This window comes from Paludibacterium sp. (genome assembly GCF_019232825.1).
GTDB lineage: Bacteria > Pseudomonadota > Gammaproteobacteria > Burkholderiales > Chromobacteriaceae > Paludibacterium.
In genome coordinates this window covers 30,905-53,231 of sequence record NZ_JAFAND010000093.1, presented here as the reverse complement: position 1 = coordinate 53,231, position 22,327 = coordinate 30,905, and the positions used below count along the sequence as shown (strand labels likewise).

Here is a 22,327-nt window from a genome sequence, read left to right as displayed (position 1 = left end):
CGACAACTATGTCGCCTGTACGAAAGGTATTTGTCGCATTTATGTAGGTTGTTGTATATGTAATACGAATGTAACAAGCTTTAACAATAATCCCCACCAACCCAGGCAGCAGTCCTGGTGACCCGTTACCTACAACCTGACTTCTATTAAGTCGATTCGGGAGCTTTGCATGAACAAGAAAATCATCGCCGTCGCTCTGGCTGGCGCTTTCATCACCCCGCTGGCAATGGCCGACGTTACCCTGTACGGCTTCATCAGCGCTGGCCTGGAAAGCGCCACCGCTTCCGGCACCTCGGCTGCCGCCAACAACACCTATGTTGGCCGCACCCGCGTTTCCGACGAAAACTCGCGCATTGGTTTCAAGGGCACGGAAGACCTGGGCAACGGCACCAAGACCGTTTGGCAAGTTGAAAGCAGCCTGAAGAGCTTCACCCAAGGCGGCACCAACGACAAGGGCGAAACCGCAACCTTCGCTACCCGCAACAGCTTCGTCGGCTTGTCCGATGCGACGCTCGGTCAATTGGTGCTGGGCTACAACGACTCGGCCTACAAGCGCTACACCAACGTCGGCGCCAACGTCATGGCCGACACCACCGCCGACATTTCCGGCGACAACGGTGGCGTATTCAACATCATCGGCCGTGGCTATGCCCGTCTGAAGAACTCGGTGCACTATGATTCGCCGACCTGGGCCGGCATCAAGTTTGGTGCATCCTACGGCTTCGACGAAACCACCGGTAACGGCCGCGACGCCGCCCGTGCTAGCTTGGGTGCCGCGTACACTAACGGCGGCTTGAAGATCGGCGCTGGCTGGGATCGCGTCAACGACAGCTCGGCTTCGCTGTCCGGCACCTCCGGCTTCGCCTTCAAGAACAACGGCAACACCACGTCGCCGACCGCCTCGGTGGTGGGTACTCACGTCACCTACATGCAGTTGGGCACCAGCTACACCTTCGAAACCGACACCATGTTGGCCGCCCAAATCGAACGTGCTGACTATGGCCTGGCCAGTGGCGCGAGCGACATGACCCAGACCGCCTGGACCCTGGCTGCGACGCAAGCCTTCGGCAACGCCTCGATCAAGTTGTCGTACACCAAGCTGGGCGATCTGAACAACCCGACCGTCGGCAACCCGAGCGACTACGACGCTACTCAGTGGGTATTGGGCGCAACTTACAACCTGTCGAAGCAAACCCAACTGCTGGCCTTTGCAACCCGCATCGACAACAAGGCGTTGCAAAACGTGAACTTCTCGGTCAACCCGCTGTACACCACTCCGGCTTCCGGCACCACCTCTGCGACCTCGTTGTCCCCGGGCAACACGCTGAAGGCCATCGGCGCCGGCATCAAGTACAACTTCTAAGCCATTTGCCGCACGAAGTCAGTTATATCGGGCATCCCATCGGGATGCCCGTTTTTCTTTACTTTGCTAAAATGACGCTTTAGCCCCCAATAAAGAATTCGCATGCCCGTTACCATCAAGACCGCCGAAGACATCGAAAAAATGCGCATTGCCGGCCGCCTGGCGGCCGAGGTGCTCGATTTCATCGCGCCCCATGTCAAGCCCGGCGTCACCACGGAAGAACTCGATCGCCTGTGCCACGACTACATGGTCAACACCCAGGGCACGATCCCGGCGCCGCTGAATTACGCGCCGGAGGGCATGACGCCCTACCCCAAATCGATTTGCACGTCGATCAACCACGTCATCTGCCACGGCATCCCTAATGACAAGCCGCTGAAAAACGGCGAGGTTCTCAATATCGACATCACGGTGATCAAAGACGGCTATCACGGCGATACCAGCCGCATGTTTTACGTCGGCGAGGTCAGCCCGCAGGCGCGGCGGCTGTCCAAGATCACCTATGAATGCATGTGGCTCGGCATCGAGAAGGTTCGCCCCGGCGCCCATCTCGGCGACATCGGCAGCGTCATCCAGCGTCACGCCGAGTCGAGCGGCTATAGCGTGGTGCAGGAGTTCTGCGGCCACGGCATTGGCAAGAAATTCCACGAAGAACCGCAGGTATTGCACTACGGCCGACCCGGCACCGGCATCGTGCTCGCGCCGGGCATGATCTTCACCATCGAGCCGATGATCAATCAAGGCAAGCGCCACCTGCGCGTGCTGGCCGACGGCTGGACCGTGGTCACCAAGGACCGCAGCTTGTCGGCGCAGTGGGAGCACACCGTGCTCGTCACCGAAACCGGCTACGAGGTACTGACCTTGTCCGATGGCGCGCCGCCCAAACCGGTTTTCTGAGGCGAACGGTAGGTTTTGTAAAAAAAGCGGCAAATTTGCCGCTTTTTTATTTTTGCCGGCGGAAATTTTTGCCGCCCGGCAGCAAACCACCCACGAATAATGCATATTGGCATACTACTGCACCATCAAAATCCCTTGAACTGACCAATACTTGCACGAGGCCGCGGCAAAAATCTCCGGCAATGCTCTTTCATTTATTTTTTCTTGGCGATTCTTTACTTTTCTTTACCTGCAAAAACCTGCTTTCAGGCACAGGCTGGCCGATAAATTGCTGGCATGGGCAGGCGCCCGGCACGAATGACACGCCCGATGGCGCGCGCACATCATTCATCAAGGTAGAGGGAGAGCATCATGACAATATCCAGTATCAGTAACAGTTGGGCCACGCAAAGCACCACCGGCACGTCAGGTACCACGCAGACACGACATGGGCACCACCACCGCGCCGACATGCAGTCGCAGCAAGGCGGCGATCAAGGGGGCGGCCTGATGCAAAGCGTATCGGAAGCGTTGAACCAGATGGGCATCAGCTTGCCGCAACCGGGTAGTGACAGTAGTGCCAGCAGCGACAGCAATTCCAGCAGCGACGGCAGCACCAGCAGCACAAGCGCCACCAGCAGCGCCAGCAATTCGGACAATGTGCCGCAAGCCATGGGCCAGTTGATGCACGATCTGTTCGATGCGATTCGCTCGCAATCGTCGGCGTCCGGCACCAGTAGCGATAGCAGTTCAACCAGCACCAGCAGCACGAGCGGCAGCAGCAACTCGCCCTACGCCAATTTCTCCAGCGGCCTGCAATCGCTGATCAGCCAGCTCTCCAGCGGTTCGAGCGACTCGAGCAACAGCACCGATTCGCAACTGTCGACCGACTTCACCAATCTGGTATCGGCCATCCAGGCGCAGAACGGCAGCGGGTCCTCGTCGTCGACCAGCAGCAGTAGCAGTAGCAACGCGACGCTGTTGACCTTCCTGCAGAACCTGCAAAGCAACCTGGCGAACCAAACGCCGCCGAGCATCGGCAGCTTGGTCGGCACCAGCAGCTGATCCCACCTGCCCGGCGCGCGCGGCGCGCCGGGCTAGCGGCTGACGAACGCGGCAAAATGCCGAATAATGCAACCTTCCTTCTCCGCCAACCACGCCATGCAGCATGTATTACTGATTGACGATGATCTGCCGTTAACCGCCTTGCTGGCCGATTTCTTGCGCCAGGAGGGCTTTCAAGTCAGCTGCCGCCACGACGGCGCCAGCGGTTGCGATCTGGCGCTGAGCCAAGCGGTGGACATCGTGGTGCTGGATATCATGATGCCCGGCATGGACGGCATTGCCGTACTGCGCGCGCTACGCGCGCAAAGCGCGGTGCCGGTGCTGATGCTGAGCGCCCGCGGCGACGCCATCGACCGCATCCTTGGTTTGGAGCTGGGCGCCGACGACTACGTGCCCAAGCCCTGTCCGCCGCGCGAGCTGTCGGCGCGCATCAAAGCCATTTTGCGCCGCACCGATTCGGCGCATGCCGGGGTGTTGCCCGAACCGTTGGCCGTGGGGTCGCTGTCGCTACAGCCGGAACGGCGTGAAGCACGCTGGGAAGATGCCCTGCTGCCCCTGACCGGCATCGAGTACAACCTGCTGGAGGTCTTGGTGCGTCACGCCGGGCGAGTGGTTAGCAAGCGCCAATTATCGGAACAGGCGCTGGGACGAGATCTGGAGCGCTTCGACCGCAGCATCGACGTGCACATCAGCAGCATCCGCCAAAAACTGCCGCGCCAATCCGACGGCCAGTCGCGCATCCTCACCATCCGCGGCATGGGCTACCAGTTGGTCAAAGGCTGAAATGCGGCGGCTTTTCGGCAAATTCATCCTCGCCTTTTGGCTGGCCTTTGCCGCCATTTCACTCACGGTCGCGGTGACCGCGTGGCTGATTCGCCATGAGCACGCGCAGTGGCTGGAAGCCACGTTCTCGCCGCCGCCGATGACCGAATCGCTGGTGGCGCTGCTGCAGGCAGGGCAGCTCGACAGCGTGCGCATCCTCTTGGCTGCGCATCCGCCGCACCATGGGCCACATTGGCGCGTACTCGACGAACACGGCGCATTGCTGGCCGGCCCAACCGAAACGCGCCCGGTGCGCAGCGAGCAGCGCGTCACCGACAACGCGGGGCACAGCTATCGTTTGCAATGGCTGGCGCCGGCCCTCGACGATCCGCACCCGCCAGGGCCGCCCGGCCCGCCCCCCGCGCCCTGGCTGTTCATCGGCGTGGCGCTCTTGGTCAGTCTGGGCTTCAGTGCCGGGCTCGCCTGGTATATGGTCGGACCGGTACGCGCGTTACGGCTGGCGTTGCGCGCCGTGGCCAACGGCCAACTCGACACGCGCATCGGCGGCAAAATGGGCCGGCGGCGCGACGAACTCGCCGATCTCGCCACCGATTTCGACGCTATGGCCCGACAATTGGAACAGCACAGGTTGGCACAGCGACGGCTGCTGCATGACGTCTCGCACGAGTTGCGCTCGCCGCTGGCCCGATTGCAGGCCGCCATCGGCCTGATCCGGCAAAACCCCGAACGGCTGGACGATACGCTCTCGCGTATCGAGCGCGAGTCGCACCGGCTCGACGCGTTGGTCGACGAAGTACTGACGCTCGCGCGTTTGGAAAACCACGTCAGCCAGCCCGAAACCACTGTCGACCTCATTGAGCTGCTGACGCAGATCGCCGATGACGCTAGCGTTGAGGCGGAAGGCGCCGGCTGTGTCATCGACATCGATGCGCCAGGGGAATTCGTGCTGTCCTGCCAAGCCACGCTGATTTACCGTTGTTTCGAAAACGTGGTGCGCAACGCAATCAAATTCTCGCCGCCTGACACCGAAATCATCATTAGCGCGCGCCATGACAGCGACGGACTGTATGTCACCGTGCGCGACCATGGCCCCGGCGTCGCCACTGATGAGCTCGACAGCATTTTCGAACCGTTTTATCGCGCCGGTGGCGGCGAGGGCCATGGCTTGGGGCTCGCCATCGCCCGGCGCGCCATTGCCTCGCATGGCGGACGCATCGTCGCGCAGCTTCCGGCGGACGGCGGGTTGGCGATCGATATATTCCTACCCAAAAACGGCTAATGTCTTGATTTAACAAGCGCCGCGCCCTACACTTAGAATCCGTTGTATACGATATGCAGCAGGAGTCGGCACATGGCCTTGACCGTCAACACCAATACCGCATCACTGAACGCGCAGCGCACGTATTCCCGCAACCAGCAAGCGGTCAGCCAAGTGCTGGCGGAGCTCTCGTCGGGGTCCAGCATCAACAGCGCCGCCGACAACCCTGCAGGGCTGGCGATCTCACAAGGACTGACCACGCAGATCAACGGCGACCAGCAAGCGCTGACCAACGCCAATAGCGGTATTTCGCTGACGCAGACCGCCAGCGGCGCGCTGAGCCAGATCACGCAAAATACTCAGCAAATCCAGCAACTGGCCATCGAAGCCAGCAACGGCATTTTGTCCAGCTCGAACCGTCAGGCGCTGCAACAGCAAGTAGACCAGCTGACGCAGGCCAATTCGCAGATTGTCCAAACCACCAATTTCAACGGCACGCCGCTCTTATCGGGCAATAATGGCGTGACGCTGCAAATCGGCCCCAACGGCACCGCCAACAATCAGGTCACGATCAACAGCGCCGGGCTCGACAACACGCCGGCCAATGGCGGGCTCAATACCTACAACGCCAACCTGAACGCCACCGGCACCATCGACATCACCACCCAGGCCAACGCGCTCCATGCCACGAGTCAGATCACGCAAGACTTGAACACACTGAGCAACACCCAAGCCACGGTGGGCGCGGCGCAGAACAGTCTGTCGGCGACGATCAACAACCTGGCCAACACGTCGATCAATAGCCAAGCCGCGCGCAGCCGCATCAGCGATACCGATTTCGCCGCGGCCTCGGCGGCATTGGCGCAAAACCAGATTCTGGCCAACGCCGGCGCCTCGGTTCTGTCGCAGGCCAATGTCTCGCAAAGCGCGGCGCTGACGCTGCTGCGTTGATCCACCCTTCACACCAAAGCAAAACGCCCGGAGATCCGGGCGTTTTGCTTTGGTGGCGCTCAGAAACGCTGTTTGATGAAGTTCGCCAGTTCCACCAGCCGGCCATGGAAGAAATGGCCGACGCCAGGGAAAACCGTAACCGGCAGGCTTTGCGGACGTGCCCAAGCAAGCACGTCGGCCAGCGGCACCACGTCATCCTCCTCGCCGTGAATCACCAGCGTATCGGCCGGCACTGGCGGAGTCGGCAACGCATACTTGCCGACGGCGACACCGATCAGCAACAACTTGTCGGCCTCGATACGCTCACGCGCCCGGGCAGCCACAAAACCGCCGAACGAGAAACCGGCCAGCACCAGCGGCAGATCGCCGTGATCGGCGCGCGCGCGCTCGACCACCGCCAGCACGTCATCCACTTCGCCGTCGCCATGATCATGCTCGCCTTGGCTCGCACCCACGCCACGCAAATTGGGGCAATAGCAGGCATATCCCAATTGCGACAGCGCCTTGGCCGTCGTCTGCACCACCTTGTTGGTATTGGTGCCGCCCTGGGTCGGATTGGGGTGGCAGATCACCGCCACACCGCGGCACTCGCCTTCCGCTTGCAAAAATAACGTATCGAGATCGCCGACCGGCCCGTCGACGACAACGGATTGTGTACTCTTAGCCATCGATCTTCAGCCTTTCCACTGGCTCGCCAGCCTTCAAATGCGACGCGACGATCTCGTCGATGTCCTGCCGGTCGACGAAGGTATACCAAGTCTCTTGCGGATAAACCACCATGACCGGGCCGAAATCGCAGCGACCAAGGCAGCCGGCCTTGTTGACCCGCACGCCACCGGGGCCCGACAAACCGAGCGCTTTGACCTGATCCTTCATATAGCCTAGCAGTTCGCTCGCGCCGTGGTTGTTGCAGCAGGCTTCCCCGCCCTCGCGTTGATTGCAACAGATGAATACGTGGTGTTGGTAGTAGCTCATGGTCGCCCCGTTAACCGTCACTGTCCGCCCAGCCGGCAGCGCCATGCAGGGCGGCATTTTCGAATTTGGCATACTGGCCGACGAAGGCCAGCCGCACCGTGCCGGTCGGCCCGTTACGGTGCTTGCCGATGATAGCCTCGGCAAGGCCCTTGTCCGGCGAGTCCGGATTGTAGTACTCGTCGCGGTACATGAAGATGATGATGTCGGCGTCCTGCTCGATCGCGCCGGATTCACGCAAGTCGGACATCATCGGCCGCTTGTTCGGGCGCTGCTCCACGCTACGCGACAGCTGCGACAGCGCAATCAGCGGCACCTTCAGCTCCTTGGCCAAGCCCTTCATGCTGCGTGAGATTTCACCCAGCTCCGACGCGCGGTTTTCGCCGTTGCGTCCCGAGCCGCTCATCAACTGCAGGTAGTCGATAACGATCAGGCCCAGCTCGCCGCCATGCTGGCGCGCCAGACGCCGTGCCCGGGCACGGACCTCCAGCGCGGTCAGCGCCGGTGTTTCGTCGATGTACATCGGCGCCTCGGACAACTTGCCGATGGCGAAGGTCAGTTTTTGCCAATCCTCGTCACCCAGCCGGCCCGTGCGCAGCACATGCTGATCGAGCCTGCCGACCGACCCCAGCATACGCATCACCAATTGCGTGCCGCCCATTTCCATCGAGAACACCGCTACCGGCTTTTTCTCTTCCACAGCCACATGTTCGGCGATGTTCATCGAGAATGCGGTATTGTGCGTCACGACATAATCATCCGTAAGATACAACCGCGAGGGATGCGAGACCGAGATGCACTGTGTCTGCGTACGGCGGGTAGGCTCGATTGCTCTGATAACCGGCATTTTGCGGCGCATGCGCCCAACGCTCAGCCGTTCACGCTTGCCCTCGAACAAAAACAGGCTTTGCGGTTCTGGATGACTGATCGTGCATTGATAGGCTGTCATACCTGCCTTGCGTACGCCATCTTTGGTATGAAATGTCGATTTCTCCGACACCGAGCACCAAGCACCGAGCGAGCGCGCCAGTTCGCAAACGTCTTTCGCGAGTTGTGCACTCGCAGAGGAAAAACGTACGCTACCCCACGATTCGACCCATCCGTCGGTATCGAGCAACCCACGCAACAGGTCGAGACGAACAGATTTTTCGGCATCGAGATAACAGCGCGGGATGAATTTATCAGAGCTGGTACGCCCCCATAGCCCCAGCGTCTCGAGTGCGAGTTTGAGCGGATTGGACGACGGACGTTCGCCCTGCGGCGCCGCGCGACGCTTGATGCGCCAATCGTATTGTCCGGCGTACTCGAGCTCTAACCGAGCATCCACTCGTGCGCGCATCCTGTTTAGGGTTTCGTCCGCTTTCACGCTAAAACGTACGGCAGTACCGCCCAATGAACCATCACCCAGTAAAGCGCCAAGCACCCAGGCGTCGACAGGAAGGTCGTCGCCATGGCCGAAATCCCCGCTAGGCAGATCGATCCACAACCGGTTCTGATAACGCTTACGCGTCAGCAGTTGACGAATCGCGGCGGTTTCGAGAATACGCGGCGCGGTCCACCCACGATAATGAACGCGCCACAGGTGTTCATCACAGCACTCAGCCGTACGGCCATCAGAAAACCGAATCCTATATACTTGCCTTTCACCTTGTGGGTAGAGCCCCGTCACCATGGATGGCGCGCCATCGAGTGATGCCAATGCATCGCCGATCTCCAGCTCATCCATCCGCTTCCACCCTCTCAGCGTCTTGACGCGTGCGTCAAGTGGCTGCGCCTTACCCATTGATGGCCGGCCGGCAACGATGACCAGATCGCCGGGCTGCAGGCCCGAGGTGCGCGCGTCCAGATCGAGGAAGCCGGTCGGCACTCCAGTCACTTCGTCCGGATTATCGCGGCTATAGAGCATGTCGATACGCTCAACCACCTCTTTCAAAAGGCCGGGCATCTCCAGAAAGCCCTGCTTGGATTTGGCCGTGCTCTCCGCGATCTTGAACACTTTGCCTTCCGCCTCGTCGAGCAATTGCGAGGCGTCGCGCCCTTGCGGGTTATAGGCCGCCTCGGTGATTTCGGCGCCCACCGAGGCGAGCTGGCGCATGATGGAGCGTTCGCGCACGATCTCGGCATAGCGGCGAATATTGGCCGCCGATGGCGTGTTCTGCGCCAGCGACGCAATATAGGCAAGCCCGCCCACATCGCCCAGATCGGCGTTCTTGTCCAGGCTCTCGGCAACGGTCACCACATCGGCGGGGCGAGATTGTTCGACCAGGCGCGCGATATGCTGATAAATCAGGCGATGGTTGTGCCGGTAAAAATCGGCATCGGACACAACGTCAGCGATCTTGTCCCAGGCGGCATTGTCCAGCAACAGCCCACCCAGAACCGATTGCTCGGCCTCCAGGGAGTGCGGCGGCGTACGGATACTTAGTGCCGCCTCTTCGTATGATTCGTTCTGCTCACTCATCTATGCTTGGCGCGTATTCAGACTAAACGTTAATTCTATCAGTTTTATGTACACCCCCGCAGGTGCTGCAATACGTTTTGGCGCCACAGCCCATAGGGGAAACAAATCCTGACGATATGAGTCAACTATTGGCATGTCATCGCCGCTTACAGTAAACTTGAGCCAGAACAAAGATTGGCCAATCCCAACGAATTAGGAGAGCACGATGGAACACAAGTTACCCGATCTGCCGTACGCCCTGGACGCGCTCGCGCCCGCGATTTCCAAAGAAACCCTCGAGTTTCATTATGGCAAGCATCACCAGACTTATGTCACCAATCTGAACAATCTGATCAAGGGCACCGAGTTCGAAAACGCCTCGCTGGAAGAAATCGTCAAAAAATCCTCCGGCGGCATCTTCAATAACGCCGCTCAAATCTGGAACCACACTTTCTACTGGTTCGGCTTGTCGCCCAACGGCGGCGGCGAACCGACCGGCGCGCTGGCCGATGCCATCAAAGCTAAGTGGGGCTCGTTCGACGAATTCAAAAAAGCTTTCGCCCAAACCGCCGTCGGCACCTTCGGCTCCGGCTGGGCTTGGCTTGTCAAGAATGCGGACGGCTCGCTCGACCTGGTTTCCACCAGCAACGCCGCCACGCCGCTGACCACCGACAAGAAGCCGTTGTTGACCTGTGACGTTTGGGAGCATGCGTACTACATCGATTACCGCAATAGCCGCCCGAACTATCTGGAAGCGTTCTGGAAGCTGGTGAACTGGGAGTTCGCCGCCAAGAATTTCGCTGCCTGATCTGTCTGGCAGCCGATAAAAAAGGACCCGACGGGTCCTTTTTCTTTGGCGTCACCGGCGCAACGGTACGGATCAGGCCAAAACCGGCGGCGTGCGCGACGCCACCATCAGGCGGTTCCAGGTATTGATTTCACCGACGCACAACGTCAGATTGGCCACCTCTTCCGGGGTAAATTGGGCCTGGACCTGCGCATAAACCGATTCAGGCACTTCCTGACCAACCAGCACCGTGACCGCCTCGGTCCAGGCCAAAGCCGCGCGCTCGCGCGGGCTGAACACCGGCGCTTCTTTCCACGTGGCCACCAGATTGACTTGATGTTCGCTCAAGCCGTGCTGGCGCGCCAACGGTATATGCATGGCCACGCAGAAAGCACAGCCGTTGATTTGCGAGGCACGCAAGCGCACCAACTCCAGCAGGCCCAGGTCCAGCCCGCATCCTTGCACATAGCTATGCACGCCGAGCATGGCCTTGTAGCCCGCCGGGATCAATTGGCCGACGTCAAATCGTTGTTCCATTTGTATTTTCCTTACTTGATTCGCGAGACAAAAGCGGATTGCATCCACTGGCGAATCATAATGAACAAATAGCATGATTTGTATGGCCATTTATAGTGAACTACGCACGGCCATTCTGACCGGCAGCCCCTCCCCGGGGTAACGGCTCCCGTCGAGCCGCGACCTCACCAGGCAACAAGATATTTCCCGCAGCACCGTCATGGCGGTTTTCGACCAATTGGTGGCGGAAGGCCACATTGCCGGCACCACAGGCAGCGGCACGTGCGTCTCGCCTTCGTCGCCGACAGCTATAACCTGCCGCCATGTCGCCGTCGCGCCGCAGGCCGTGCTGGCGCAGTTCATGGCCGAAGGTCACTATGCGCGCCATCTCCGCCAAATGCGCCTGCTGTACGGGGAACGCGCCGCCGCGCTGCAAGAAGCCTGCACAAGGGAGCTGGACGGCCTACTCGCTTTGCCGCCCATCACCACAGGGCTGGATGCCGTAGGCCTATTGCCGGAAAACACCGACGACCGCGTCATGAGTGCGGCGCTGGCACACCATGGCATCGAAACCCGGCCATTATCGGCTTACTGCATTACGCATGCGGCGCCGCCCGGGCTGGTCATGGGCTTTGCGGCCTACGACATCGAAGCCAGCCGGCGGGCACTCATGGCGATGCAATCCATTTTGGCGCAGCAGCACGCACGTACATAAAACAAAAGCCCCTTACGGGGCCTTTGTTTTCATGGGGGTGTGACTTATTCGTCTTGCGACTGACTATTGAGCTGCTGCTTGCCGCCCGTCAGCGGGTAACGCGCGCGCAGCGATTGCAGGTAGCCGGCCACTTGCGCGTTGGTATTCATGTTGTCGAGCAGACCCGACAACTGCGCACGCTGCTCGGGCGTCAGCGCCGGTGCCGGTTTGACGGCCTCGACCCGGTAGATCACATACTCGCCCGACGCGCGCTTGATGCCCGCGTAGGCTGGCAACTTGGCCGTATTGGCGGCAAAAATCGCCTGCAAATCGGCCACCGGCAGACCGAGCCCTTGCTGGCGCGACAGGTCGCGCGGCTGCGTCCATTGGGTAGCCGCCGGCTTACCCGCCTTCAGATCGGCCAACATGGCCTGCCCCTTGGCAACGGCAAGCTTGGCGCCATCCGTGGCGATCAGCTGCATCTTGATCGCATCGCGCACCTCGTCGAGCTTGAGCTGATGCGCCGGCTGGTGATCGGTGACGCGCACCACCACCAGGGTGTTATTGCCCAAATCGACCGGTTCGCTGTTGTGCTTCTTGACCAGCACGTCATTGCCGAAGGCGGCATCGAGCACCTTGGGGTTCGACAGGATCGGATCGTTGCCGGACGGCGCGCGCGCCAGCCAGCCCGACTGCTGCGGCACAAGCTTGAGCGCGTCTTGCACACCCTTGAGCGAATCGCCTTGCTGATAGGCCACCTCGGTCAAGGTGTCGCTTTGCGCGCGGAACAGGTTGCCGGCCTTTTGCAATTTCAATTGCTGCGCGACCTGGTCCTTTACCGCATTGAAATCAGGCACCTGAATGGCTTCGAGCTTGATGATATGGAAGCCGAACTCGCTACGCACCACCTCGCTGATTTGGCCCGGCTTCATCTGGAAGACCACATCGTTGAACGCCTTGACCATCGCGCCGCGCGGGAAGAAACCCAGATCCCCGCCCTTGGCCGCCGAGCCCGGATCTTGCGAGCGCGCGCGCGCCACGTCGGCAAAGCTTGCCGGGTTGGCGCGGACTTGCTTCAGAATGGCATCCGCCTGTGCCTTGATCTTGGCAACGTCGGCAGGTTGCGCGTTCTGCGGCACCGCCAGCAGGATATGCGAAGCACGTCGCTGCTCCTGACCAAACTCAGCCTGGTGCTGCTGATAGAACTTGTGCAATTCGTCGTCGCTGACGCTGACGTTTTGGGCCAATTGCGCCTGAGACAGCACCACATAGGATAGCTTGACCGCCTCCGGCGCCTTGAATTTGTCGCTATTGGCCTTGTAATAGGCCGCGACGGTCGCGTCGTCGAGTTTGACCTGAGAGGCGAAAGCCGGCGCGGCCAACACGGTGGCGCTTACCGAACGCGTCTCGCCCAAGAGTTGCCCGATCCGTTCAGCCACGGCATGCGAAGAAATCTGCCCGGCGGTAAACGGCTCCATTTGGTTTTGCACCAGCAGGTCGCGTCCAATGCGTTCCTCAAATTGCGGCCCGGTCATTTGACGGCGGTCGAGGAATGCTTTGTATTTGTCGAGGCTGAATTGCCCGTTGTCTTGGAAGGCCGGAATCGCGGCGATGGCCTGTTGCAGCTGCATCGGCGCCACCTGCAAACCGGTTTTGCCGGTTTCGTTCAGAATCAGGCTGCGTTGAATCAGACCTTCGAGCGCGCGCTGCCGTGCGGCGGCGTCGACCGGCTGACCGTCCAGCTCGCGATCGATGTCGCGCAGCGCGATCTTGGTGCTTCCGACCTTGACCAGATAGGGATCTTCCGCCACGGAACTGTAGCTGCTGACGCCGAACCCGACGAACGTCAGAGCGACGAGACCGAGGATCACCTGGATGACGACTTTGTTGTTCTCGACAAACTTGAACATGGCGACCTAACTAGTTGTGTAAAAGAAAAAGGTGAACGTTAGAGCGCGTTCACCTTTGTGTGTCTTCTGGCGGAGCGGACGGGACTCGAACCCGCGACCCCCGGCGTGACAGGCCGGTATTCTAACCAACTGAACTACCGCTCCAACCTGGTGGGCGTTGACGGAGTCGAACCGCCGACATTCTGCTTGTAAGGCAGACGCTCTACCAACTGAGCTAAACGCCCGGAGGTCTCGCCCGGAGGGGCGAGACCGACCCTTATGGAAGGGTCAGATTATAGCGCGTCTTTCAGTGCCTTACCAGCACGGAACTTCGGGGAACGAGCAGCAGCGATCTTGATGGTTTCGCCGGTTTTCGGGTTACGGCCACTGCGAGCAGCACGTTCGCCAACATAGAAGGTACCGAAGCCAACCAGCGTTACGGTATCACCCTTCTTCATCGCTTCCGTTACGGACGCAATCATGCCGTCGAGCGCTTTTGCAGCCGCTGCCTTCGAAATGTCAGCTTGTGCGGCGATAGCATCAATCAGTTCAGACTTGTTCACGTAAGTCCCCTTTCGTCATTCTCGGTCTACGTAGGTAGTTGATAAAAACCGCAAGCTTTATAACAAGTCGCAAATCCTTGTGTCAAGCGGCTTTCGGAGCATTCTGCCATTTAGCACAACGCGAAGGAAGCCCTTTCTCCCCTGCTGTGGCAAGGATTTGCTAAACACCTGTTTTTTAATGCGTCATAACCGACACACTTTTGCCGGAATCGCCCGTGGAAAGGACTTCTGCGGGCTTTTCCTCCTCTACGATCGGCTCAGGCTGTCGCTCGAGAGCCAGAGTCAGCACTTCATCAATCCACTTAACCGGATGGATTTCGAGCTTGCTTTTGATGTTAGCAGGAATTTCCGTCAAGTCTTTAACATTCCCCTTGGGAATCAAAACGTGCTTAATACCACCCCGCAAAGCCGCCAACAGCTTTTCCTTCAGGCCGCCGATCGGCAGCACTTCGCCGCGCAGGGTGATTTCGCCGGTCATGGCCACGTCGGCGCGTACGGGAATGCCGGTCAACACCGACACGATCGCCGTGGTCATGGCACTGCCCGCGCTCGGGCCGTCCTTGGGCGTGGCGCCCTCCGGCACGTGAATGTGCATGTCCAGCTTTTCATAGAAATCGCGCTTGATGCCAAGGCTGGCGGCACGGCTACGCACCACGCTCATGGCGGCGGTGATCGACTCCTGCATCACCTCGCCCAGCTGACCGGTGCGGATGATATTGCCCTTGCCCGGTAGCGCCACCGCCTCGATGGTCAGCAATTCCCCGCCCACTTCGGTCCAGGCCAGCCCCGTCACTTGGCCAATGCGGTTTTCTTCCTCGGCCATGCCGAAATCGAAGCGGCGCACGCCAAGGTATTTCTCCAGATTCCGGGCATTGACCGTCACCTTGCCGCCGCCCTTCTTGAGCAGATGTCCGGTCACCACCTTACGGCAAATGCGCGCCACTTCCCGGTCGAGACTACGCACACCCGCCTCACGGGTGTAATAGCGCACGATATCGCGCAAGGCGGACTCTTGGATCACCAGCTCGTCTTCCTGCACGCCATTGGCCTTCACCTGCTTCGGCACCAGGTAGCGCTGGGCGATATTGACCTTTTCGTCCTCGGTATAACCGGCCAGACGGATAATCTCCATCCGATCGAGCAGCGCCGGCGGGATGTTGAGCGAGTTGGCCGTGGCGACGAACATCACGTCCGACAAGTCGTATTCGACCTCGGCATAGTGATCGACGAACGAGTGGTTCTGCTCCGGATCCAGCACCTCCAGCAGCGCGGAGGCCGGGTCGCCGCGGAAGTCCGCGCCCAGCTTGTCGACTTCGTCGAGCAAGAACAGCGGGTTCTTCACGCCGACCTTGGTCATGTTCTGCAGCACCTTGCCCGGCATCGAGCCGATATAGGTGCGGCGATGGCCACGGATTTCGGATTCGTCATGCACACCGCCTAGCGCCATGCGCACGAACTTGCGCCCGGTGGCGCGGGCCAGCGACTGGCCAAGCGAGGTCTTACCCACCCCGGGTGGTCCGACCAGGCACAAAATCGGCGCCTTGAGCTTATCGACGCGCTGTTGCACCGACAGGTACTCGAGAATGCGCTCCTTGACCTTGTCCAAGCCGAAGTGATCTTCGTCCAGCACTTCCTCGGCGTTGGCCACGTCCTTGTTGACCTTGGTCTTTTTCTTCCACGGCAGGTCAAGCAAGGTATCGATGTAGTTGCGCACCACGGTCGCCTCGGCCGACATCGGCGACATCATGCTGAGCTTCTTGAGTTCGGAAAGCGCCTTCTCGCGCGCCTCCTTGCTCATACCGGCAGTGCGGATCTTCTTCTCCAGCTCCTCGAAGTCGCCGGCCTCGTCCATCTCGCCCAGCTCTTTCTGGATGGCCTTGACCTGCTCGTTCAGGTAATACTCGCGCTGACTTTTTTCCATCTGGCGCTTGACGCGGCCGCGGATGCGGCGCTCGACCTGCAGAATGTCGATTTCGCTTTCCAGCTGCGACAGCAGGTGCTCCAAGCGCGTCTTAACGTCGAACATCTCCAGCACTTCCTGCTTCTGCTCAAGCTTGAGCGGCAGATGAGCGACGATGGTATCGGCGAGACGGCCGGCCTTTTCGATGCCCGCCAGCGAAGACAGAATCTCGGGCGGGATCTTCTTATTCAGTTTGACGTACTGCTCGAACTGGGCGAGCAGCGCGCGGCGCATAGCCTCGGTTTCGGTGCCGTCGTCTTCCTCGACCGGCAAGGGCATCACCGTGCAGACGAAGCAGCCGTTTTCCTCGCGCACATCCTTGATGCGGGCGCGCTGACGCCCTTCGACCAGCACCTTGACGGTGCCGTCAGGCAGCTTGAGCATCTGCAGCACCGTCGCCACCGTGCCCACGCTATAAAGATCCTCGGGCGAAGGCTCATCCTTGGATGCCGATCGCTGTGCGACCAGCAGGATGTGCTTACCTTCGTCCATGGCGGTTTCCAGGGCGCAGATCGACTTGCTGCGTCCTACAAACAAGGGGATGACCATATGGGGAGAGACCACCACATCGCGCAACGGCAAGAGCGGCAACACGGTTTCTTCCAAGAGTTCTGTGGCTTGTGACATATCACCAGACCTTGTTCTGATATTCTTGCAGGAAAGATGGGGCGCGGAAACCAAATATCAACCACCCCATACTAAATCAGTTTTTTGACGTAGAGAATAAAAAACCGCCCGGAGGCGGTTTTTTCGTCAGCACCCTTTATGGCGCATCAAGCCGACTGCGCCTTGTCGTCGGCATCGCGATAGATGAACAGCGGGCGCTCGCCCTTCTCGATCACCTTCTCGTCCACCACTACCTTTTCGACGTCGGTCATCGACGGCAAATCGTACATGGTGTCGAGCAGCGCGCGCTCCAGAATCGAGCGCAGACCGCGCGCGCCCGTTTTGCGCGCCAGCGCTTGTTTGGCGGTAACGCGCAGTGCCGATGGGCGCACCTCCAACTCCACGCCTTCCATGGAGAACAGCTTCTGATACTGTTTGACCAGCGCGTTCTTCGGCATCGTCAGAATCGTGACCAGCGCTTCCTCGTCCAGCTCTTCCAAGGTCGCGGCCACCGGCAGGCGGCCAATCAACTCCGGAATCAGGCCAAACTTGATCAGGTCTTCCGGCTCGACTTCCTTGAACAACGAGGATACGTCACGGCCGTCATCCGACGACTTCAGCTCGGCGCCAAAGCCAATGCCACCCTTTTCCGAACGGCGGCGGATGATCTTTTCCAGACCGTCGAACGCGCCGCCGCAAATAAACAGGATATTGGTGGTGTCGACCTGAATGAACTCCTGGTTCGGATGCTTGCGCCCACCCTGCGGCGGAATCGAGGCAACCGTCCCTTCGATCAGCTTCAACAGCGCCTGCTGTACGCCTTCGCCGGAAACGTCGCGCGTAATCGACGGGTTCTCCGACTTGCGCGAAATCTTGTCGATCTCGTCGATATAGACAATCCCGCGCTGCGCCTTCTCCACATCGTAGTCGCACTTTTGCAGCAACTTCTGGATGATGTGCTCGACGTCCTCGCCCACATAGCCGGCCTCGGTCAACGTGGTGGCATCGGCAATCACGAACGGCACATCCAACAGACGGGCCAGCGACTGCGCCAGCAGCGTCTTGCCCGAGCCGGTCGGCCCGATCAGCAGGATGTTGCTCTTGGACAGTTCGACGTCATTGCCCTCTGCGGTGCTCGATTGCGTGTACAAACGCTTGTAGTGGTTGTACACCGCCACCGACAAGGTCTTCTTGGCCAGATCCTGGCCAATGATGTACTGATCGAGGCTTTCGCGGATTTCCTGCGGCGCCGGCAATTTGTGCGCTTCGCCCGGCTCGACGCCCAGCTGAACGGCTTGGGTCAATTCCTCGCGAATGATGTCGTTGCACAGCTCGACGCATTCGTTGCAGATAAAAACCTGCGGCCCAGCGATCAGCCGCTGGACTTCATGCTGGCTCTTTCCGCAGAAAGAGCAATACAGCAGTTTCTCGTTACTGTTCTTGTCAGCCATTTACACGTGTCCGTAGCGGTTACGCCTTGACGTTTTCGCGTCGCGACGACAGGACCTTATCGATCAGGCCATAGGCCTGCGCCTCATCGGCCGACATGAAATTGTCGCGCTCGGTATCCTGTTGCACCTTTTCCATCGACTGGCCAGTATGCTTGGCCATCAACTCATTCATGCGCGACTTCATCTTCAACAGTTCGCGCGCATGAATTTCGATATCGGTCGCCTGGCCGCTCAAGCCGCCGCCGCCGATCAACGGCTGATGGATCATCACCCGGCTATTGGGCAGCGCGAAGCGCTTGCCGTGCGTGCCGGCGGTCAGCAAAAACGCGCCCATGCTGGCGGCCTGGCCGACACACAGCGTCGAGACGTCAGGCTTGATGAAGTTCATCGTGTCGTAAATCGACATGCCGGCGCTGATCGAGCCGCCCGGCGAGTTGATGTACAAGGAAATATCCTTGTCCGGGTTTTCCGATTCGAGGAACAACAGCTGCGCCACGACCAGATTGGCCGACTCGTCGGTGACCGGACCCACCAGGAACACGATCCGTTCCTTCAAAAGGCGCGAGTAGATGTCGTAGGCGCGCTCGCCCCGGCCGCTCTGCTCAACCACCATGGGCACAAGACCCAACCCCTTCGGTTCCATCATCGACATCATCGGCCATCTCCAGTTATTGGTTTATTAGGCTTGGCTGCCCATCAGTTCATCGAACGCCAGCGCCTTCTCCACAACATTGGCACGACCCAGGACAAATTCAACCACATTGTCTTCGATGACCATCGAGGTCGGGCCATCCAAGCGCTCGGGGCTCGCATAGTACCAGCCGATGACTTCTTCCGGATCCTCGTAGCTTTCGGCGAACTCGGCCACCAATGCCTTCACTTGTTCCGGCTTGGCATCCAGCTTATTGGCCTCGACCAGCTCGGAGATGATCAGGCCGAGCGAAACGCGGCGGCGCGCTTGTTCATCGAACAGTTCGGCCGGGAACGGCAGGTCCTTGATCTTCATGCCGCGAGCTTCCAGGTCCTGGCGAGCCTTGTCGCGCAGACGGCCGACTTCCAGTTCGACCAGCGACTTCGGCAATTCAACCGGGGTCACGTCCAGCAGAGCCTGCATGACGTTTTCCTTGGTGCGCGACTGCAGACGGCGCTTCACTTCGCGCTCGACGTTCTTTTTGATTTCGTCACGCATCTTGGTCACGTCGCCGTCGGCCACGCCCAAGAGTTTGGCGAACTCGCCATCCACTTCCGGCAGCACCGCTTCGGCCACGTTCTTCAGCGTCAATTCGAAGGAAGCGGTCTTGCCGGCCACGTCCTTGCCATGATAGTCGTCGGGGAACGTCACTTCGACCGTCTTGACCTCGCCTTCCTTCATGCCGCGCACGCCGGTTTCGAAGTCGGCCAGCATTTGACCCTGACCCAGCACGAACGGGAAGTTTTCCGACGAGCCGCCGTCGAACAGTACGCCGTCGATCGAGCCCTTGAAGTCGATGATGACGCGGTCGCCGTCTTGCGCTTCGCGCTCAACACGATTGAAACGGGTACGTTGTTTGCGCAGGATGTCGACCGTCTTGTCGATTTCGGCGTCGGTTACCGGGGTAACCGGCTTTTCGACTTCTTTACCAGCCAGATCGCCCAGGGCCACTTCCGGATAGATCTCGAAGGTCGCGGCGAACTTGAAGCTACCCGCCTCGGATTGATCCACCTGCGGCTCGAAACGCGGATAGCCAGCCACGCGCAGCTTTTGCTCGGTCACGGCGCGGTAGAAGCCTTGCTGAACTTGCTCGCCCAGCACTTCTTCGCGGATTTGCGGGCCATAGTTCATCTCGACGATCTTCATCGGCGCCTTGCCCGGGCGGAAACCCTGGATCTTGGCGTTGCGTGCCGCACGCTTCAGGCGCTCGGTCACTTGCGCGTCGATGGCGTCCATCGGCAGCGCGATATTCATACGGCGCTCGAGGCTGCCCAACGTTTCCAACTGTACTTGCATGTCAAATCCTAACTGTGTACGAGTTTAGTCAACCGAGACACAAGCCCGGCCGGCATCGGACGGCAAAGACACATCCGGCGGCGGGCGCTGCGCTCAAATCTCGCCAGCCACAAGCGATTGCGGCAGCTACCACGAAAACCATCAGTATACCATGGCTAACGGAAGGAAAGCAGCACACCCTCCGTGCATAGCGCCAATGCATTATCCCACGAAATTCAGCTGCCAAATTTGATTTTTGATGCAATAATCAAAATACCTACTTACAACAACCATCGCCTCATGAAGCCATCGGACAAACCGCGGGGCGGCGCCCGCCTCGGCGCCGGCCGCCCGCAAGGCAGCGGACGCTGCGACGCCGGCGAACCGCAAACGCAGCTGCGCATCCCGCGCATCGACAAGGACGCGGTACTCGCGCTCGTCGCCACCCGGCGGCTGCTGCGCGGCGTCCAGGCCTGGCGTCCGGACGAAGAGGCCGCGGCGCGCCAGCTGCCGCTCTACGGCAACCGCGTGCCCGCGGGCTTCCCCTCGCCCGCCGACGATTACCTGGAGAGCACGCTCGACCTTAACCGCTACCTGATCCACGACGCGCCCGCGACGTTCATGGTGCGCGTCAAAGGCGAATCGATGATCGGCGCCGGCATCGCCGAGGGCGACATTCTGGTCGTGGAAAAAGGTCGCGAAGCACTGCACGATCAGATCGTGCTGGCCGTGGTCGACGGCGAATTCACCGTCAAGCGGCTCTACCGGCGTGACGGCCGGGTGGCGCTTTTGCCGGAGAACCCGGCTTTTGCGCCGATCGAGGTGCGAGATGGGCGGGAGTTGACCGTCTGGGGCGTGGTGACGGCATGCGTGAAGAAATTCTGAGCCGCGCCACGCCGCCGGCGCGCTACGCGCTCATCGACGGCAACAGCTTCTTCTGCAACTGCGAACGGCTCTTCAGACCCGATCTGATCGGCCGCCCCATCGTCGTGCTGTCCAACAACGACGGCTGCATCGTCGCGCGCTCGCGCGAAGCCAAAGAGCTGGACCTCCCCATGGGCGCGCCTTTTCACCCGCTGCGCGCGGCGCTCCGCCGGCTCGGCGTCGCCGTGTTCAGCTCCAACTATGCGCTCTACGGCGACATCAGCCGGCGCATGATGCAAGTCATCGGCGAATTCAGCCCTGAACAAGAGATCTATAGCATCGACGAATGTTTCTTGCGCCTGACCGGCGAATTCGACAGCCAGACTCAGGGCCGCGCCATCCGCCGCGCCGTTTGGCAGCGCGTCGGCATTCCCTGCGCCGTCGGCATCGCCCCCACCAAAACACTGGCGAAGTTCGCCAATCATCTGGCCAAGCAAGAGCGCGGCTATCGCGGCGTATTCGATTGGCACTGGCTGGACGAGCACGGCGCGGCCCGCCAACTGGAACGGGCCGCATTAACCGAGATTTGGGGAATCGGCCGGCCGCTGGCCGAGCAACTGCTGCGTCATGGCATCACGCACCCGCGCGCGCTGGCCGAGCGTGAGCCCGCCTGGTTGCGCCGCCGCTTCGGCGTGGTGGTCGAGCGCATCGCCCAGGAGCTTAACGGCCTGCCATCGCTCCCACTGGAGGACTTCGCCCAAGGCAAGCAGTCGATTCTGTCCAGCCGCTCTTTCTCACGCCTCACCGGCGACATCGACGCCTTACGCGCCAGCGTTGCCTATCACGCCGCGCGCGCTGCGGAAAAGCTACGCGCCCAGCGTGGCGTGGCACACCTTGTCGGCGTCAGTTTGCGCACCAACCCGCACCGGCAGGACCTGCCGCAATACCGGAACTACTGCTGTCTGGCCCTGCCCCAGCCCAGCGACGACACGCTCGCCATCGTCGACACGGCCGCGCGAGCGCTCGCCGCTATTTACCGCGAAGGCTACGCCTACCAGAAAGCCGGCGTCATGCTGCTGGAAATCCGCCCCGCCGACCGATTGCAGTACGATCTGTTCGCGCCGCTGCCCGACGGCAAACGGCAACGGCTGATGCAAACCATCGACAGCATCAACCGCCGCCACGGCCACGGCACCCTGCGCCTGGCCGCCGAGGGGCTCAGCCAGGACTGGCGCATGCGCCGGGCATTCTTGTCGCCGTGCTACACCACCAGCTGGACGCAACTGCCGGTCGCGCGCTAAGGGAAGCGGCGGCCAATATCGG

Annotated in this window: 20 protein-coding genes and 2 tRNA genes; 10 read left to right on the top strand and 12 right to left on the bottom strand. The window is 60.4% G+C overall.

Annotated elements, in window-relative coordinates; all coding sequences use genetic code 11:
- Positions 1 to 169: 169 nt before the first annotated feature.
- From JOZ06_RS12530 to JOZ06_RS12505, 6 genes are all read left to right on the top strand, one after another.
- Positions 170 to 1,363: a porin gene (locus JOZ06_RS12530; protein WP_293232894.1), complete on the top strand. Its 1,194-nt coding sequence runs from the start codon at positions 170 to 172 to the stop codon at positions 1,361 to 1,363.
- Between the two features lie 102 nt (positions 1,364 to 1,465).
- The gene (map, locus tag JOZ06_RS12525) at positions 1,466 to 2,260 is read left to right on the top strand and encodes a type I methionyl aminopeptidase (protein WP_293232892.1); all 795 of its coding nucleotides are present in this window, start codon (positions 1,466 to 1,468) and stop codon (positions 2,258 to 2,260) included.
- A 351-nt stretch (positions 2,261 to 2,611) separates the two neighbouring features.
- Complete coding sequence (locus tag JOZ06_RS12520) at positions 2,612 to 3,304, top strand: hypothetical protein (RefSeq protein WP_293232890.1); 693 nt, start codon at positions 2,612 to 2,614, stop codon at positions 3,302 to 3,304.
- Positions 3,305 to 3,400: 96 nt separating this feature from the next.
- Positions 3,401 to 4,087, top strand: a complete 687-nt coding sequence (locus tag JOZ06_RS12515; protein ID WP_293232900.1) for a response regulator transcription factor — start codon at positions 3,401 to 3,403, stop codon at positions 4,085 to 4,087.
- Position 4,088: 1 nt separating this feature from the next.
- Entirely contained in the window at positions 4,089 to 5,366 is a 1,278-nt protein-coding gene (locus JOZ06_RS12510) for an ATP-binding protein (RefSeq protein ID WP_293232888.1), read from the top strand.
- A 72-nt stretch (positions 5,367 to 5,438) separates the two neighbouring features.
- Positions 5,439 to 6,296 carry a flagellin gene (locus JOZ06_RS12505; RefSeq protein WP_293232886.1) on the top strand — a complete coding sequence of 286 codons (858 nt, stop codon included), beginning with the start codon at positions 5,439 to 5,441 and terminating at the stop codon, positions 6,294 to 6,296.
- Positions 6,297 to 6,355: 59 nt separating this feature from the next.
- On the opposite strand, the gene JOZ06_RS12500 is transcribed toward JOZ06_RS12505, so the two are convergent.
- The 3 genes from JOZ06_RS12500 to dnaB are packed head-to-tail and all read right to left on the bottom strand — an operon-like array spanning position 6,356 to position 9,729.
- The gene (locus tag JOZ06_RS12500; protein ID WP_293232884.1) at positions 6,356 to 6,964 is read right to left on the bottom strand and encodes an alpha/beta fold hydrolase; all 609 of its coding nucleotides are present in this window, start codon (positions 6,962 to 6,964) and stop codon (positions 6,356 to 6,358) included.
- On the bottom strand, positions 6,957 to 7,271 hold the full coding sequence (locus JOZ06_RS12495) for a (2Fe-2S) ferredoxin domain-containing protein (protein WP_293232882.1): 315 nt from the start codon (positions 7,269 to 7,271) through the stop codon (positions 6,957 to 6,959). The genes JOZ06_RS12500 and JOZ06_RS12495 overlap by 8 nt, the downstream gene beginning before the upstream one ends.
- A gap of 10 nt (positions 7,272 to 7,281) precedes the next feature.
- Positions 7,282 to 9,729, bottom strand: coding sequence for a replicative DNA helicase (gene dnaB, locus JOZ06_RS12490; protein ID WP_293232880.1), 2,448 nt, complete (start codon positions 9,727 to 9,729; stop codon positions 7,282 to 7,284).
- A gap of 205 nt (positions 9,730 to 9,934) precedes the next feature.
- On the opposite strand from dnaB, the gene sodB reads away from it, so the two are divergent.
- Positions 9,935 to 10,516, top strand: a complete 582-nt coding sequence (sodB, locus tag JOZ06_RS12485; RefSeq protein WP_293232878.1) for a superoxide dismutase [Fe] — start codon at positions 9,935 to 9,937, stop codon at positions 10,514 to 10,516.
- A gap of 72 nt (positions 10,517 to 10,588) precedes the next feature.
- Here sodB and JOZ06_RS12480 read toward each other — a convergent pair whose 3' ends face one another.
- The gene (locus JOZ06_RS12480) at positions 10,589 to 11,032 is read right to left on the bottom strand and encodes a carboxymuconolactone decarboxylase family protein (protein WP_293232876.1); all 444 of its coding nucleotides are present in this window, start codon (positions 11,030 to 11,032) and stop codon (positions 10,589 to 10,591) included.
- A gap of 199 nt (positions 11,033 to 11,231) precedes the next feature.
- On the opposite strand from JOZ06_RS12480, the gene JOZ06_RS12475 reads away from it, so the two are divergent.
- Complete coding sequence (locus JOZ06_RS12475) at positions 11,232 to 11,726, top strand: hypothetical protein (RefSeq protein ID WP_366814763.1); 495 nt, start codon at positions 11,232 to 11,234, stop codon at positions 11,724 to 11,726.
- 44 nt (positions 11,727 to 11,770) lie between these two features.
- Here the strand turns inward: JOZ06_RS12475 and JOZ06_RS12470 are convergent, their stop codons facing one another.
- The 8 genes from JOZ06_RS12470 to tig form a co-directional block, all read right to left on the bottom strand.
- On the bottom strand, positions 11,771 to 13,615 hold the full coding sequence (locus JOZ06_RS12470) for a peptidylprolyl isomerase (RefSeq protein ID WP_293232874.1): 1,845 nt from the start codon (positions 13,613 to 13,615) through the stop codon (positions 11,771 to 11,773).
- A gap of 67 nt (positions 13,616 to 13,682) precedes the next feature.
- Positions 13,683 to 13,759: transfer RNA gene (locus JOZ06_RS12465), tRNA-Asp, on the bottom strand.
- A gap of 4 nt (positions 13,760 to 13,763) precedes the next feature.
- Positions 13,764 to 13,839, bottom strand: a tRNA-Val gene (locus tag JOZ06_RS12460).
- A 48-nt stretch (positions 13,840 to 13,887) separates the two neighbouring features.
- A complete protein-coding gene (locus JOZ06_RS12455) occupies positions 13,888 to 14,157 on the bottom strand; it encodes an HU family DNA-binding protein (RefSeq protein ID WP_293232872.1) in 270 nt (89 codons plus the stop codon).
- A gap of 175 nt (positions 14,158 to 14,332) precedes the next feature.
- The gene (lon, locus tag JOZ06_RS12450; protein WP_293232870.1) at positions 14,333 to 16,744 is read right to left on the bottom strand and encodes an endopeptidase La; all 2,412 of its coding nucleotides are present in this window, start codon (positions 16,742 to 16,744) and stop codon (positions 14,333 to 14,335) included.
- A 146-nt stretch (positions 16,745 to 16,890) separates the two neighbouring features.
- Entirely contained in the window at positions 16,891 to 18,174 is a 1,284-nt protein-coding gene (clpX, locus tag JOZ06_RS12445) for an ATP-dependent Clp protease ATP-binding subunit ClpX (RefSeq protein ID WP_293232868.1), read from the bottom strand.
- Positions 18,175 to 18,193: 19 nt separating this feature from the next.
- Complete coding sequence (gene clpP / locus JOZ06_RS12440; protein ID WP_293232866.1) at positions 18,194 to 18,829, bottom strand: ATP-dependent Clp endopeptidase proteolytic subunit ClpP; 636 nt, start codon at positions 18,827 to 18,829, stop codon at positions 18,194 to 18,196.
- 24 nt (positions 18,830 to 18,853) lie between these two features.
- Positions 18,854 to 20,161, bottom strand: coding sequence for a trigger factor (gene tig / locus JOZ06_RS12435; protein WP_293232864.1), 1,308 nt, complete (start codon positions 20,159 to 20,161; stop codon positions 18,854 to 18,856).
- Positions 20,162 to 20,593: 432 nt separating this feature from the next.
- On the opposite strand from tig, the gene umuD reads away from it, so the two are divergent.
- Both umuD and JOZ06_RS12425 read left to right on the top strand, forming a co-directional pair.
- On the top strand, positions 20,594 to 21,025 hold the full coding sequence (umuD, locus tag JOZ06_RS12430; protein WP_366515099.1) for a translesion error-prone DNA polymerase V autoproteolytic subunit: 432 nt from the start codon (positions 20,594 to 20,596) through the stop codon (positions 21,023 to 21,025).
- Positions 21,007 to 22,305: a Y-family DNA polymerase gene (locus JOZ06_RS12425; protein WP_293232861.1), complete on the top strand. Its 1,299-nt coding sequence runs from the start codon at positions 21,007 to 21,009 to the stop codon at positions 22,303 to 22,305. Before umuD ends, JOZ06_RS12425 begins: the two co-directional genes overlap by 19 nt.
- The last annotated feature ends 22 nt before the right edge of the window (positions 22,306 to 22,327 follow it).